Genomic DNA, 15,186 nt, shown 5'->3' with positions numbered 1-15,186 from the left:
GCAACCGCGAAACCGACGCCGTCCGCGCGCCCAACCCGAAGCCCCATGGAGAACATGATGAAGAATGCCGAACTGGTCCGCCGCAAGGATGCCGCCACGCCCCGTGGCGTGGGCGTGATGTGCAATTTCTACGCCGAACGGGCCGAGAATTCGGAAATCTGGGATGTCGAAGGCCGCCGCTATATCGACTTTGCCGCCGGCATCGCGGTGCTGAACACCGGCCACCGGCATCCGCGTCTGGTGGCGGCGGTGCAGAAGCAGCTGGAACGCTTCACGCATACGGCCTACCAGATCGTGCCGTACGCCAGCTATATCGAACTGGCCGAGAAGATCAACCAGCGCGCGCCGGGCCAGTGGGCCAAGAAGACCGCGTTTTTCACCACCGGCGCCGAGGCGGTCGAGAACGCCATCAAGATCGCCCGCGCCGCCACCGGCCGGCCGGCGGTCATCGCATTCTCCGGCGGCTTTCACGGCCGCACGATGATGGGCATGGCGCTGACCGGCAAGGTCGTGCCGTACAAGGTCGGCTTCGGTCCCTTCCCCGGCGAGGTCTATCACGCGCCGTATCCGTGCGAGCTGCACGGCGTGTCGGTCGACGACTCGCTGAAGGCGCTGCAGGTTTTGTTCAAGGCCGACGTCGATCCGAAGCGCGTCGCCGCCATCATTTTCGAGCCGGTGCAGGGCGAGGGCGGCTTCAATGTCGCGCCCGACGCCTTCGTCAAGGCGCTGCGCACGCTCTGCGACGAGCACGGCATCCTGCTGATCGCCGACGAAGTGCAGACCGGCTTCGGCCGCACCGGCAAGCTGTTCGCGATGGACCACTACGGCGTCGCGCCGGACATGACCACGATGGCCAAGAGTCTGGCCGGCGGCATGCCGCTGTCGGCGGTGTGCGGCCGCGCCGAGATCATGGACGCGCCGGCGCCCGGCGGGCTCGGTGGCACCTATGCCGGCAATCCGCTGGCGGTGGCCTCGGCCCTCGCGGTGCTCGAGGTGCTGGAGGAAGAAAAGCTGATCGCCCGCGGCGCCGCCCTTGGCGAACGGCTGATGGACCGCCTGCACAGCCTGCGCCCGCGCGTGCCGCAGATTGCCGAGGTGCGCGGGCTGGGCGCGATGGTCGCCGTGGAATTCCAGAAAGCCGATGGCAGTCCGGACGCCGATTTCACCCGCGAGGTACAGAACCGCGCGCTGGAAAAGGGTTTGCTGCTGCTGTCCTGCGGCGTGCACGGCAACGTGATCCGCTTCCTGTTCCCGCTGACCATTCCCGATGCGGTAATGGACGAGGGGCTGGACATCCTCGCAGATGTGCTGGTCCGCTGACCCGCTGAGCGATACCGACGCCCTCATTCCCCGGAGCTGATGATGCAACTGAACGATACCGGCCTGCTGCGTGCGCAGGCCCTGGTTGGCGGCGCATGGGCCGACGCCGATCGCGGCGAATCCTTCGTCGTCACCAATCCCGCCACCGGTGCGCCGATCGGCAAGGTGCCGATGATGGGCGCGGCCGAGACGCGGCGCGCCATTGACGCGGCGAGCGTTGCGCAGATCGAATGGCGCCGCCGCACGGCCCGCGAACGCAGCCAGATCCTGCGCAAATGGCACGAGCTGATGCTGGCACATGCCGACGATCTGGCCTTGCTGATGACCACCGAGCAGGGCAAGCCGCTGGCCGAGGCCAGGGGCGAAGTGGTCTACGCCGCCTCGTTCCTCGAGTGGTTTGCCGAGGAAGGCAAGCGCGTCTGCGGCGATGTGCTGGCCTCCCCGATGGCCGACCGCCGGCTGGTAGTGGTCAAGGAGCCGGTCGGCGTCTGCGCGGCCATCACGCCGTGGAATTTCCCGCTGGCGATGATCACGCGCAAGGTCGCGCCCGCGCTGGCGGCCGGCTGCACGATGGTGCTCAAGCCGGCCGAGGACACGCCGCTGTCGGCGCTGGCACTCGCGGTACTGGCCGAGCGCGCCGGCGTGCCGGCGGGCGTGTTCAGCGTGGTGACCGGCGACGCGGTGGCGATCGGCGGCGAGCTGACGGCCAATCCGATCGTGCGCAAGCTGACCTTCACCGGTTCCACTGAGGTCGGCCGCTTCCTGATGCGCCAGTGCGCCGATACCATCAAGAAGCTGTCGCTGGAGCTCGGCGGCAACGCCCCGTTCATCGTGTTCGACGATGCCGACCTCGATGCGGCGGTGGAGGGCGCTATCGCGTCGAAGTATCGCAATGCCGGCCAGACCTGCGTTTGCGCGAACCGGCTGTACGTCCACGACAAGGTCTATGACGCCTTCGCCAGCAAGCTGGTCGCCGCGGTGGCGCAGCTCAAGGTCGGCCATGGTGTCGAACCGGGCGTGCTGCAGGGTCCGCTGATCAACGAGGACGCGGTGGTCAAGGTGGAATCGCATATCGCCGATGCGCTGGACAAGGGCGCCCGCGTGCTGGCCGGCGGCAAGCGGCATCCAATGGGTGGCACCTTCTTCGAGCCGACCGTGCTGGCCGACGTGACACCGGCGATGCGGGTGGCGAAGGAGGAGACCTTCGGCCCGCTGGCGCCGCTGTTCCGCTTCCACAGCGACGACGAGGTGGTCGGCATGGCCAACGACACCGAATTCGGGCTGGCCTCGTACTTCTACAGCCGCGATTTCGGCCGCATCTGGCGCGTCGCCGAAGCGCTCGAATACGGCATGGTCGGCATCAACACCGGCCTGATCTCGAACGAGGTGGCGCCGTTCGGCGGGGTCAAGCAATCGGGCCTGGGCAGGGAAGGTTCGCGATACGGCATCGAGGACTACCTCGAGATCAAGTACCTGTGCATGGGCGGCATCGACCGCTGACACCGCATGCGCCACGCTCCGCGCCCGGCATCGCGCAGGGCGCGGCACCACTGATTCCAACGCGAGCCCGAGCATGAGCAGACCCCAGGCAGTACCGACCGTGCAGGTCGACAACGAGCGTGTGATCGTCACCGAATGGCGCTTCGCGCCCGGCGCGGAGACCGGTTTTCACCGCCACGGCTACGACTACGTGGTAGTGCCGATGACCACCGGCGCGCTGCTGCTGCAGACGCCGGACGGGGAGGTCACCAGTCAGCTGGTGGCGGGACGCGCCTATTCGCGGCCGGCTGGCGTCGAACACAACGTGATCAACGCGCACGAAGGCGAATGCGTGTTCGTCGAGATCGAGATCAAGACGGCGGCCGGCGCGGCATCGGCCTTATGCACGGCCGCGCACGGAGCCAGATCATGACCGATGCATCCAGTCACGACCGGACCGGCGCCAGCCGATCGCTGCGCGAGCGCAATGGCGGCCAGATTCTGGTCCAGCAACTGCGTATCCACGGCGTCAAACGTGTGTTTCTGGTCCCAGGCGAAAGCTATCTGCCGTGTATCGACGCGCTGTACGACCATCAGGACGCGATTCAGCCGGTGGTCTGCCGCCAGGAAAGCGGGGCGGGCTATATGGCCGAGGCCTACGGCAAGCTGACCGGCGAGCCCGGCATCTGCTTCGTGACGCGGGGCCCCGGGGCGACCAACGCCAGCATCGCCGTGCATACCGCCTATCAGGACTCGACGCCGATGATCCTGTTCGTCGGCCAGGTCGGTAACGACTTCATCGAGCGCGAGGCGTTCCAGGAAATCGACTATCGCCGCATGTTCGGCGAGATGGCGAAGTGGGTCGCGCAAATCGACCGCACCGATCGCATCCCGGAGTTCATCGCGCGCGCCTTCGCGGTGGCAACCAGCGGCCGGCCCGGGCCAGTCGTGCTGGCGCTGCCGGAGGACACGCTGTGGGGCAAGGCCACGGTGCCCGATCTGCCGCGTTACCAGCGTGCGTATGCGGCGCCGGCCCCGGCGGCATTGGCGTCGCTGGGCACGCTGCTGGCGCAGGCGCAGCGGCCGTCCCTGCTGATCGGCGGTTCCGGCTGGACGCCGCAGTCGATGCGCCAGATCGAAGGCTTCGCCGAGCGCTTTGCCTTGCCGGTCGGCGCGGCCTGGCGCCGGCTGGAATGCTTCGACAACCATCATCCGAATTTTGTCGGCCATGTCGGCTGGGGCATGGGCGACGCGCTTCGCGCACGCATCCGTGAGGCGGACCTGCTGATCGCCGTCGGCACGCGCATGGGCGAGGCGACCACCGAAGGCTACACGCTGGTGGAAAGCCCGCTGCCGCGCCAGCGGCTGGTGCATGTCTATCCCGACGCCAATGAGCTTGGCCGCGTGTTTCGACCCACGCTGCCGATTGTCGCCGACGTGGTGTCGTTCGCGCAGGCGGTCGACACGCTGCGTCCGCGGGCCGCATCGGCGTGGGCGAGCGCGACCCGTGCCGCGCGCAGCGAATACCTGGCGCAGCAGGAGCCGGCGCCCGCACCGGGTGCGCTGAATCCGAATGCCGTCGCCTGCCATGTGCGGGACCACGTGCCGGCCGATGCCTGCATCACCGTGGGCGCCGGCAACTACGCGCTGTTCGCGCACGCCTATCACCGCTTCCAGGGCGTCGGCACCAGCCTCGCGCCGACCGTGGGATCGATGGGTTACGGCTTGCCGGCAGCGATCTCGGCCAAGCTCGAATACCCCGATCGCACCGTGGTCTGCTATGCCGGCGATGGCTGCTTCCAGATGAACCTGCAGGAGCTCGGGGTGGCGATGCAATACCGGCTCGGCATCGTGGTGCTGGTCTTCAACAACGGCATGTGGGGCACCATCCGTGCCCATCAGGAGCGAGAGTTTCCCGGCCGCACCATCGCGCTGAGCTTCGACAACCCGGACTTCGCCGAGCTGGTGCGCGCCTATCGCGGCCACGGCGAAGTGGTGCAGAGCGACGCCGAATTCGGCCCGGCATTCGCGCGTGCGCTGGAATTTGCCAACACGCAGCGGCTGCCCGCGCTGCTCGAATTGCGCTACGACCCCGACGGCATCGCGCCCGGCATGACGCTGTCGCAGATTCGCGCCGCGGCGCTGGCGCGCCAGACGGAGCCCGCCTCCTGAGCCCGCGGCGCCGGCAGGCGCAAACCATGACGGCCGACCGCCGCCAACACCTACTCACTACGATATGCGTGCCTTTTTCTCGGATGACCAGTTGCTCCATCAGCCGCGCCAGTTCATGCGCGCGGGCCGGCTATGCGAGCCGACCGACGTGCCTGCACGCGCCGCCGCGCTGCAGTCGGCGCTCGCCGCGCGCGGCATCGATCTCTCGGTCGCGCCCGACTATGGCCGCGCGCCGCTCGAGACGGTGCACAGCGCCGCCTATCTCGACTTCCTGGCGCAGGCCTACGACAAATGGCAGGCTCTTGCGCGCCCCGGCTTCGAGCCCGGCATCGAAGTGCTGCCCAATCTTTCGCCGTACCACAACGGCAAGCTCGACCAGCATCGCCGACCCGATTGCCCCACCGACTCGGTGATCGCGCAGGCCGGCTATTACCTCGGCGATCTGAGCTGCCCGCTCGGCCCGCACAGCTGGCAGTCGATCCTGCGCTCGGCGCACAGCGCGGTGGCGGCGGCCGACCATGTCTGCGGGCAGCACCAGGGCAATGCCATGGCCTACGCGCTGTGCCGGCCCTCCGGCCATCACGCCCACAGCGACCGGGCCGCCGGCTTCTGCTACGTCAACAACGCCGCGATCGCCGCGCAGGGGCTGCTCAAGCGCTTCGGCAAGGTGGCGGTGCTCGACGTCGACGCGCATCACGGCGACGGCACGCAGCAGATCTTCTATCAGCGCTCGGACGTGATGACGATCTCGCTGCATGCCGATCCCGCCGGCTACTACCCGTTCTACACCGGCTATGCCAACGAACGCGGCTACGGCGCCGGCTACGGCTACAACCTGAACTTTCCGCTGCCGCACGGCACCGGGGATGCCGGCTTTCTGGCGGCGCTCGACAGCGCGCTGGACGCGCTGCGCGACTATCGGCCGCAAGCGCTGGTGCTGTCGCTCGGCTTCGATACCTATGTGGACGACCCGATCAGCGTGCTCGCCGTCGGCATGGACGGCTACCGCGGCATCGGCGAACGCATCCACGCGCTGGGCCTGCCGACGGTCGTCGTGCAGGAGGGCGGCTACGAAGTCGAGGCCATCGGCCTCGCGCTGGACGCCTTCCTGTCCGGCTTTGCGCCCGCGATGGCCTGAGCAACGCTTCCCGAGGAGATCACGATGACGACACTGAAGATCGACGGCGAACGCCTGTGGCAATCGCTGATGGAACTGGCGCGCATCGGCGCGACCCCAAAGGGCGGCAATGCGCGGCTGGCGCTGACCGCGCTGGACGGGCAGGGACGCGACCTGGTGACCGGCTGGATGCGGGAGGCGGGCCTGACCGTGACGGTCGACAAGGTCGGCAACATCTTTGGCCGTCGCGCCGGCCGCGACGACGCACTGCCGCCGGTGATGACCGGCAGCCATATCGACACGCAGCCCACCGGCGGCAAATTCGACGGCTGCTTCGGCGTGCTGGCCGGGCTGGAAGTGGTGCGCACGCTGAACGATCTCGGCATCGAGACCGAGGCGCCGATCGAGGTCGCGATCTGGACCAACGAGGAAGGCACGCGCTTCGTGCCGGTGATGATGGGCTCGGGCGTGTTCGCCGGCATCTTCCCGTTGAAGACCGCGCTGGATGCGACCGACCGCGACGGCAAACGCGTCGAGGACGAACTGCGGGCGATCGGCTATGCAGGTACCGCCGAGGTCGGCGGGCGCCAGGTCGGAGCCTATTTCGAGGCCCATATCGAACAGGGCCCGATCCTCGAAGCCGCCGACAACGTGATCGGCGTGGTGACCGGCTCGCTTGGCCTGCGCTGGTACGACGTGACGGTGACCGGCATGGAAGCCCATGCCGGCCCTACGCCGATGCCGCTGCGGCGCGACGCACTGTATGGGGCGACCTTCCTGATGCAGGAGGTCGTGCGCATCGCCAACGATTTCGCGCCGCATGGACGCGGCACCGTCGGCGTGGTCCATGCCCATCCGGCCTCGCGCAACGTGATTCCGGGCGCGGTGACGTTCACGGTGGATCTGCGTCACGAGGACGCGGCCCGCCTCGCCGAGATGGACGCGCGCTTTCGCGCGGCCTGCGCCGCGCTCGCTGCGGGCTCCACCACCGGCGCGCCGCTGGAGGTCGATGTGCGTGACGTCCAGTATTTCCCGCCGACGCCGTTCGCTGCGGAGCTGATCGCAGATGTCCGCAACGAAGCCGAGGCGCGCGGCTACCGGCATCAGGACATTGTCACCGGCGCCGGCCACGACGCGGTCTACATGGCCAGCGTCGCGCCCACCGCGATGATCTTCGTGCCTTGCAAGGACGGCATCAGCCACAACGAGATCGAGGACGCCAGGCCGGAGCATCTGGAAGCGGGCGCCAACGTGCTGCTCGGCGCCATGGTGGCACGGGCGGGCACGTGAGCGCCGCCGCGCCGGTCTCCGGCAACGGCGCCGGCTGGTGGCGCGGGGGCTTGCTGTTCCTCTGCGTGGTGATGTTGTCCGCCACGGTCGATGCCACCGCCAAGCATCTGGTGGGGCGTTATCCGGCGCCCTTCCTCAATGCGGTGCGTTATGCGGCCACCTGCACCGTTGCCATCGCGATGCTGGCGAACGCGGGCCGCCTGCGCTTCTGGCGCACGCCGCATCGCGGCTTGCTGATGTTGCGCGGCCTGATGCTGGCGGTCATGGGCACCTGCTTCATGACCGCGCTGTTGTGGATGCCGCTGGCCGAGGCCACCGCGATCTATTTCATGGCGCCGCTGGTCGTGGTGGCGCTGTCGCCGTGGCTGCTCGCCGAGCGGGTCGGCGCGCGCCAGTGGCTGGCGGTGGCGACCGGGTTCGCCGGCATGCTGCTGATCGTGCGGCCGGGCGGGCAGCTATCGTGGATCGGCACGGCGCTGATGGTGGCCGCCATGCTCGGGTACGCGCTGCTGCAATTGCTGACGCGCCGCATGGCCGGAAAGGTCGATGCGACGGTGCAGTACGGCTTCGCGGCCGTCATCTGCATGATCGCCACCGGCCTGCCGGCGCCGTTCTTCCTGCCCGCGGTGTGGCCGGATCTGGTCGACTGGCTGACGATCCTGGCGATGGGCTTCATGAGCGCGCTGGCCCAGGTGCTGTTGATCCTGGCGCTGCAGCGGGCGCCGGCTTCCACGCTGGCGCCGCTGAACTACTTTCATCTGCTGCTGGCGCTGGTCTACAGCGCCTGGTGGTTCGGCCGCTGGCCGGACGGCATGGCCATGGCCGGCATCGCGTTGATCGTCGGCGCGGGGCTGTCGCTGACGCTGCCGCGGCGTAGCGCCACGGCGCCGGCTTCTCCTTCCTCTTTCCCTGATTCGGAGCGTTGCGCCATGCCACGTCGCTGAGCATGAAGCGGCAATACGGTGAACTACGTCGATCAGGATGGTGCACCGTGATGCAACAGAGGAGCTGGCGTCATGCCGATGGCGCCGGCGGGAGACCTGCGTCCGCATCGCGGTGCTTTTCAGCGTATTTCGCCGGTGGTTCGCATGGCACGGCGGTTGCGGTGTGTTGCCCATGCGCGTGACGGCGATCGTCGTTGTCACGCATCCATCTGTCCGTCTTTCGCTCAAAGAGGTCTGTCGATGCCAGTACGTTCCCGTCTTCTCCGCGCCTGCCTTGGCGCGGCCGCGCTTGCCGTCTTCGCCGCATCGTCGCCGGGTCATGCCGAGTCCGCATGGCCGCGGCAGCCGGTGAAAATCGTGGTCCCATTCAATCCCGGCGCCGCCACCGACCTGATCACGCGCCAGCTTGGGCAGGCCCTGGCCAGGGAGTACGGCCAGAGCTTCGTGATCGAGAACAAGCCCGGTGCCGCCGCGATGATCGGCAGCGAGGCCGTGGCGCGGGCGCCGGGCGATGGCTATACGCTGCTGATGTCCGGGCCCGCGTCGATGGTGACCAACCGCTTTCTCTACAAGAAGCTGAGCTATGACCCGGACGCCTTCGAGAAGGTCGCGGTAGTGGCCTACACGCCCAATATCCTGCTGTCGCATCCGTCGCTGCCGTTCAGGACGCTGCCGGAAATGGTGGCCTACGCCAAGGCCAACCCCGGCAAGCTGACCTATGCGTCTTTCGGTGCCGGCACCACCTCGCACATGGCCGGCGAAATGCTCAAGGCGATGGCTGGCATCGACATCGTGCACGTGCCGTACAAGGGCGCCGGGGAAGCGATTCCGGCCCTGCTGTCGGGCCAGGTGTCGATGTACTTCGACACCATCATGACGGGGCTGCCTTACGTCAAGGCCGGCAAGCTGCGGGCGTTGGGCGTGTCCAACGCCAAGCGCTCTGCGATGGCACCCGATGTGCCGACCATCGCCGAGCAGGGCTATCCCGGCTACGACATCGCGCCCTGGTACGGCATCGTCGCGCCCAAGGGCACGCCGGCCGAGATCGTGGACAAGCTCAACGCATCGATCAACCGGCAACTGCAGGACCCGGTCTTCCGCGACAAGTTGGCCGCGACGGGTGCCGAGCCGCGCGGCGGCAGCGTGGCCGATTTCCGCGCGATGGTCGATGCGGAGATTCCGCGTACCGAGAAGCTGGTCAGGCAGTCGGGGCTGACGCTGCAGTAGGGCGTTTCCGGTGCTGTGGGAGTCAGGTGCGCCGCCGCTTCAGCGCGGCGCCGCAGTGGCCCGCCGGCGGGCGCGCGCCGCCAGCCCGCCGCCCAGCGACCAGCGCAGCGTGGGCGCCAGCACGCGCATGCCGGCCAGCGACAGCGGGCGCCGCAGCGCGCTGACGCTCGCCCCGGCCAATCCGAGTTCGCGCCGCACCCACTCCGGCAGCAGCGCGATGCCGGCATCGGCCATGATCCGTACCGCGGGCACCAGCAGCGGATTGGCCACCGGCATCTGCATCACCAGCCGCACGACCTCATGGGTGCGCTCGGTCACCAGCAATTGCGGGCGCATCCTGTCCAGATACGCCGCGATCTGGTCGCGCGAGCGCGGGACATCGGTGGCGCCCAGCAGTTCGGCGACCAGGGCCACCTCGTCGTAATAGCGATCCTGCTCGGCGGCGGACAGCGGCCGGACATAGCGCAGATAGGCGGCAAGGAAGCTCGAGACCTCGGCCACGTGGACCCAGGTCAGCAGTTCGCGATCGCTGGCCGCATAGGGCCGGCCGTCGGGCGCGGTGCCGTTGACGCCGGTGTGGATGCGGCGCACCCGTTCGATCAGGCGCATTGCGTCGGCGCGGTTGCCATAGGTGGTGCCGGCGATGAACTGGGCGGTGCGTCCCAGCCGCCCCTGCATGTCGGTACGGAAGCTGGAGTGATCCCAGACCCCGGCGAGCGCCAGCGGGTGCATGGTTTGCATCAGCAGCGCGCTGACGCCGCCAGCCAGCATCGCGGGGAAGTCGCCATGCACGCGCCAGCAGACCGCGTCGGGCCCGAACAGGCCCGGATCGCCCGGGGGATTGTCGTAGTCCAGCGTCAGGCCGGAGTTGCTGCGGGTCAGCGCGCGAACGTGTGCGCCGGCCTGCTCGCGCACGCGGCGGACCACGCTGCCGGGGCGCGCCCCGGCGTTCAGCCCCTGTCTGCTTCCTTCACTGCCCTTCATGCCTGCCCGATCTCGTGCCGCTTTCAGTCGATTGGCGCTTTGCGGAGCGCCGTGTCGGCGTTTGAGCGTGCGTTCAACTGCCTGCTCAACAGCCTAATAGTAACGAAGGTCGGTCGCCTTGCCCCAGAACACGCGGTAGGCGTAGATCGTGTAGCCGAGGATGGTGGGCAGCACGATCACCGCGCCGATCAGGATCACCGCCAGCGATTCGGGTGCGCTGGCGGCCTGCCAGATGTCGAGCCGGTCGACCACCAGGTAGGGGAACAGGCTGTAGGCCAGGCCGTTGAAGGCCATCAGGAAGATCACCGCGGTGCCGACGAAGGGCACCCAGCCCCAGCGATCGTTGCCGGCCTTCTGCATCGGTCCCATGCGGCGCAGCATCCGGTCGATGATCACGAACAGCGCGACGGTGATCAGCGGAATCGGCGCCAGCAGGATGATGTTCGGCAGCGAGAACCACTTGTCGAAGATCCGTTCGCTGACCAGCGGCGTCACCACCGAGATGGCGGCAATGCCCACCCCGGTCAGCCACAGGCTGCGCCGCGCCCAGTAGATCGCCCGCGCCTGCAGGCTGCCGGTGGTCTTCATGATCAGCCAGCTGGCGCCGAGCAGGCAGTAGCCCGCGACCAGGCACAGGCCCACCACCACCGCGAACAGCAGGTCGAGCCAGCCGTATTCGAAGCCGGTGATATAGAGGCCCAGCATCAGCCCCTGCGAGAACGAGGCCAGCAGCGAGCCGCCGTAGAAGGCCCAGTTCCACCATGGCTTGTGGTGCGCGCGCGCCTTGACGCGGAAGTCGAATGCCACGCCGCGCAGGATCAGCCCGGCCAGCATCAGCGCGACCGGCAGGTAGAGATTGGTCAGGATCACGCCGTGCGCCATCGGGAAGGCCGTCAGCAGCAGGCCGACGCCCAGCACCAGCCACGTTTCGTTGGCATCCCAGAAGGGCCCGATCGAGGCGATCATTGTGTCCTTGTCGGCGTCGTCGGCGCGCCGCAGCAGCACGCCGACGCCGAGGTCGTAGCCGTCCAGGATCACGTAGATCAGCATCGACAGCCCCATCAGGGCCAGGAAGACCAGCGGCATCCAGCCGGCGGGTTGGGACAGATCGGTCATTGCGCGCTCCGCGGCTTGCCGCCGATGACGGGTTGAGGGGTTTCGATTTCCGGTTCGTCGATCGCCGGATCGGCGCCCGCCCGGCGGGCCAGATAGAAGACCACCGAGATATAGGCGGCGATCAGCAGCAGATACAGCGACAGGTACATCACCAGCGTGGACCCAACCATCGTCGCCGGCACGTCCGAGGCGGCCTCGGCCGTGGTCAGCACGCCGTAGACCAGGTACGGCTGACGGCCGATCTCGGTGACATACCAGCCCGCCACCAGCGCGATCCAGCCCGAGAACGTCATCGCCAGCAGCATGCGGGCCACGCCCCGGGACGGCTCGCCGCGGCGCTTGAACTGCCAGGCCGCCAGCCACGAGACGAGCAGCATCAGCATGCCGATGCCCACCATGATGCGGAAGGCGAAGAACACCGGCGCCACCGGCGGATGCTTGCCCGGGAAGGCATCGATGCCCTTGACCTCGCCGTCGAACGTATGGGTCAGGTAGAACGAGGCCAGCTTCGGGATCGAGATCTCCCAGTCGGTGCTCTGCGTCAGGGCATTGGGCCAGCCGAACAGCACCGCCGGCACGCTCTTGCCGGTGGTCCAGATGCCTTCCATCGCCGCGATCTTGGCCGGCTGATGTTCGAGCGTATTGAGGCCATGCAGATCGCCGACGACGATCTGCAGCGGGATCAGCACCGCCGCCACCATCACGCCGGTGCGCATGGTCGAGCGGACCTCGGGCGAGCGGTCGTTGCGCAGCCAGCGGTAGGCCGAGATGCCGGCCAGCAGGAACGATACCGTGAGCCCCGAGGCGATCAGCATATGGGTCAGGCGGAACGGAAACGACGGATTGAAGATCACCTGCAGCCAGCTGACCACGTGCGCCTTGCCGTCGATCATCTCGAAGCCCGCCGGTGTCTGCATCCACGAGTTCAGCGCCAGGATCCAGAATGCCGACAGCGTGGTGCCGCCCGCCACCAGCAGCGTGGCGATGGTGTGCGTGCGATTGCTGACCCGCCGCATGCCGAACAGCATGATCCCGAGGAAGGTCGCCTCCAGGAAGAACGCCGTCAGCACCTCGTAGGCCAGCAGCGGCCCGGCGATATTGCCGACCGTCTCCATGTAGCCGGGCCAGTTGGTGCCGAACTGGAAGCTCATCGTGATGCCGCTGACCACGCCTAGCGCGAAGGTCAGCGCGAACACCTTGACCCAGAAGCGGTAGGCGGCCATCCAGCGTTCGTCGCCGGTCTTGCCGTAGCGCAGCTTGAAGAACAGCAGCACCCAGCCCAGCGCAATGCTGATGGTGGGGAACAGGATGTGGAAGGTGATATTGGCGGCGAACTGGATCCGCGCCAGCAGGATCGGGTCGAGCGACGACAACATGGGGCACTACTCCTTCTGGGTGCGAGCCGGCTTGCGCTTGCCTTCGGCGGGTTTGCCGCCAAGGGCCCCGGATAGCTTGTCCTTCACTTCCAGCAGCTTAGTCACGCGGGAGCCGAGTCGCATCAATTTTTCCAGCGTGGCGACATCGAGCTTCTGGATATCGCTGAACCAGCCGGTCACCAGCAGGATCAGCTCGTACATTTCCTGCATGCGCCGCTGGGCGTGCTTGTCGTCGGGATTGCTCGGCCTTTCGAGCTGAACTTCCCGCAACATCGACAAAGTGGGGTCGATCTCGCGCCGGCGGCGTTCCTCGGCCAGCGTCCTGAAGATCGCCCAGACATCGTCCGGTGCCGAGAAATATTCGCGGCGGTCGCCCGGCTGATGCGAAAGCCGTACCAGGTTCCACGACTCCAGCTCCTTCAGACCGATGCTGACATTGGAGCGCGAGAACCCGAGGGACTCGGCGATCTCGTCGGCATTGAGCGGGCGCGGCGCGGTAAACAGCAGCGCGTAGATCTGGCCGACGGTGCGGTTGATGCCCCAGCGGCTGCCCATTTCACCGAAATGGAGGACGAAGCGCTGGACCAGGGGCGAGAGTTGCATGTTTGTCTGTTTTGGATTTTCATTAATTTGTGAAAGTTTAGAACGAAATGCCCGGACCGGGCAAGCGTGGCGGCCGGTGTGCGACCGCTTGCCGCATGCCACTCGCACGTCAGCCGCACGTCGGTCGGCGCGCTGTCTCCGGCGCGGTGCCGCTATAGTGCGGGCTTTGCCACGACGCCGACCCTGGAAGGCCGCTCTCTCGCATGCCGCACCGTGTACACCCCCTCCCCAACGACGACCGCACCAATGGCTGGAGCGCCTTGCTGCCGCCGCGCCAACCGACGCCGTCATTGGCGGGGGAGTGGGATGCCGACTGGGTAATCATCGGCGCGGGTTATGCCGGCCTGGCCGCCGCGCGGCGGCTGGCAGAGCAACAGCCCCATGCTTCGATCGCCGTGGTCGAAGCCGGCATCGTCGGCGAGAACGCCTCGGGCCGGAATTCCGGCTTTGCCATCGATCTGCCTCATGCCCCCGAGAGTTCGCCGGCATCGATCGGCAGGGGGCGCGATGCGATTCGCGTCAACCGGTTCGCAATCGCGGAACTGGATCGGCTGATCGGCGTGCATCGGATCGAATGCGGCTGGCGCCAGGATGGCCGCTATCACGCGGCCGTCACCAGCGACGGCGCCGATCGTTCGCTGAGGGCCTATGCCGCCAATCTCGATGCATGGGGTGAGCCCTATCAATGGTTGCCGCGCCCGGCCCTGCGGGAACGCCTGGGCACCGGCTATTACGCCGCCGCGATCCATACGCCGGGCACCTGGCTGATGAATCCGGCCGCGCTCGTGCGCGGGCTGGCGGACAGCCTGCCGCCGCAGGTCCGCTTGTTCGAACGCTCGCCGGTGGTCGAGGTGCAGTTCGACGGGCCGGCGCGGTGGGTCCGCACCGAACACGGCCGAATCCGCTTCGGCAAAGCGATCCTCGCCGTCAATGCCTTCTCGCAGGCGTTCGGCATCTACCGCGAGCGCCAGGTGCCGATGCTGCTGTTCGCCAGCCTGAGCGAGCCGCTGAGCGACGCGCAACTGGCCATGCTCGGTTCGGACCGCAGTTGGGGCATCACGCCGGCGCACGGTGTCGCCGGTTCGACGCTTCGCCTGACGCCAGACCGGCGCCTGATGATCCGGCAGGGCTTCGAATATTCGCCGACGCTCAGGACCACCGAGCACAGACGCGCAGCCGCCAGGGCGATGCATCGGCAACTGCTGCTGCCGCGCTTTCCCCAGCTGGGCGATATCGAACTGGCGCATTTCTGGATGGGCTGGCTCGCCATCTCGCAGAATCATGCGCCCGCGTTCGGCAAGGTGGCCGAGCATGTCCATGCGGTCTCGTGCTGCAACGGCTCGGGCGTGGTGCGCCACACCGCGGCCGGCATGCTGATCGCCGATCTTGCGCTTGGCCAGCACCATTCATTGATCGACGATTTCCTGGTCCAGGGCACCGCCAACCATCTGCCGCCGCGCCCGCTGCGCGACCTTGGCGTCGGACTGACGCTGAAGTGGGAGACCTGGAGGGGCAGAGCGGAGCGCTAGCCGCCCTCACTGTAGAATACGATAACGAT

Annotated in this window: 13 protein-coding genes; 9 read left to right on the top strand and 4 right to left on the bottom strand. The window is 67.7% G+C overall.

The annotated features are described in order from the left end of the window. Positions 1-57 precede the first annotated feature (57 nt). The 8 genes from HTY53_RS10105 (at position 58) to HTY53_RS10070 (ending at position 9,549) form a co-directional block, all read left to right on the top strand. Entirely contained in the window at positions 58-1,320 is a 1,263-nt protein-coding gene (locus tag HTY53_RS10105) for a 4-aminobutyrate--2-oxoglutarate transaminase (protein WP_174106456.1), read from the top strand. A gap of 42 nt (positions 1,321-1,362) precedes the next feature. Then, complete coding sequence (gene gabD, locus HTY53_RS10100) at positions 1,363-2,820, top strand: NADP-dependent succinate-semialdehyde dehydrogenase (protein WP_174106454.1); 1,458 nt, start codon at positions 1,363-1,365, stop codon at positions 2,818-2,820. 73 nt (positions 2,821-2,893) lie between these two features. Beyond that, entirely contained in the window at positions 2,894-3,232 is a 339-nt protein-coding gene (locus tag HTY53_RS10095; protein ID WP_174106360.1) for a cupin domain-containing protein, read from the top strand. Then, on the top strand, positions 3,229-4,971 hold the full coding sequence (locus tag HTY53_RS10090; RefSeq protein ID WP_174106359.1) for a thiamine pyrophosphate-binding protein: 1,743 nt from the start codon (positions 3,229-3,231) through the stop codon (positions 4,969-4,971). Before HTY53_RS10095 ends, HTY53_RS10090 begins: the two co-directional genes overlap by 4 nt. 64 nt (positions 4,972-5,035) lie before the next feature. Continuing rightward, positions 5,036-6,109: a histone deacetylase family protein gene (locus tag HTY53_RS10085; protein ID WP_174106358.1), complete on the top strand. Its 1,074-nt coding sequence runs from the start codon at positions 5,036-5,038 to the stop codon at positions 6,107-6,109. A gap of 24 nt (positions 6,110-6,133) precedes the next feature. After that, positions 6,134-7,378 carry a Zn-dependent hydrolase gene (locus HTY53_RS10080; protein WP_174106357.1) on the top strand — a complete coding sequence of 415 codons (1,245 nt, stop codon included), beginning with the start codon at positions 6,134-6,136 and terminating at the stop codon, positions 7,376-7,378. Then, on the top strand, positions 7,375-8,322 hold the full coding sequence (locus HTY53_RS10075; protein WP_174106356.1) for a DMT family transporter: 948 nt from the start codon (positions 7,375-7,377) through the stop codon (positions 8,320-8,322). The genes HTY53_RS10080 and HTY53_RS10075 overlap by 4 nt, the downstream gene beginning before the upstream one ends. A 240-nt stretch (positions 8,323-8,562) precedes the next feature. Beyond that, positions 8,563-9,549, top strand: a complete 987-nt coding sequence (locus HTY53_RS10070; protein ID WP_174106355.1) for a Bug family tripartite tricarboxylate transporter substrate binding protein — start codon at positions 8,563-8,565, stop codon at positions 9,547-9,549. Positions 9,550-9,588: 39 nt separating this feature from the next. Here the strand turns inward: HTY53_RS10070 and HTY53_RS10065 are convergent, their stop codons facing one another. The 4 genes from HTY53_RS10065 to HTY53_RS10050 form a co-directional block, all read right to left on the bottom strand. Beyond that, positions 9,589-10,533 carry an oxygenase MpaB family protein gene (locus HTY53_RS10065; protein ID WP_174106354.1) on the bottom strand — a complete coding sequence of 315 codons (945 nt, stop codon included), beginning with the start codon at positions 10,531-10,533 and terminating at the stop codon, positions 9,589-9,591. A gap of 93 nt (positions 10,534-10,626) precedes the next feature. Beyond that, a complete protein-coding gene (locus tag HTY53_RS10060; protein ID WP_174106353.1) occupies positions 10,627-11,649 on the bottom strand; it encodes a cytochrome d ubiquinol oxidase subunit II in 1,023 nt (340 codons plus the stop codon). Beyond that, complete coding sequence (locus tag HTY53_RS10055; protein WP_174106352.1) at positions 11,646-13,025, bottom strand: cytochrome ubiquinol oxidase subunit I; 1,380 nt, start codon at positions 13,023-13,025, stop codon at positions 11,646-11,648. The genes HTY53_RS10060 and HTY53_RS10055 overlap by 4 nt, the downstream gene beginning before the upstream one ends. 6 nt (positions 13,026-13,031) lie before the next feature. Beyond that, positions 13,032-13,628, bottom strand: coding sequence for a GbsR/MarR family transcriptional regulator (locus HTY53_RS10050; protein WP_174106453.1), 597 nt, complete (start codon positions 13,626-13,628; stop codon positions 13,032-13,034). A gap of 203 nt (positions 13,629-13,831) precedes the next feature. On the opposite strand from HTY53_RS10050, the gene HTY53_RS10045 reads away from it, so the two are divergent. Then, complete coding sequence (locus HTY53_RS10045) at positions 13,832-15,157, top strand: NAD(P)/FAD-dependent oxidoreductase (RefSeq protein WP_174106351.1); 1,326 nt, start codon at positions 13,832-13,834, stop codon at positions 15,155-15,157. The last annotated feature ends 29 nt before the right edge of the window (positions 15,158-15,186 follow it).

Source organism: Cupriavidus gilardii (assembly GCF_013314895.1).
GTDB lineage: Bacteria > Pseudomonadota > Gammaproteobacteria > Burkholderiales > Burkholderiaceae > Cupriavidus > Cupriavidus gilardii_C.
Note: the sequence above shows the minus strand (reverse complement) of the source record. Positions and strands in the feature narration are given on the sequence as shown.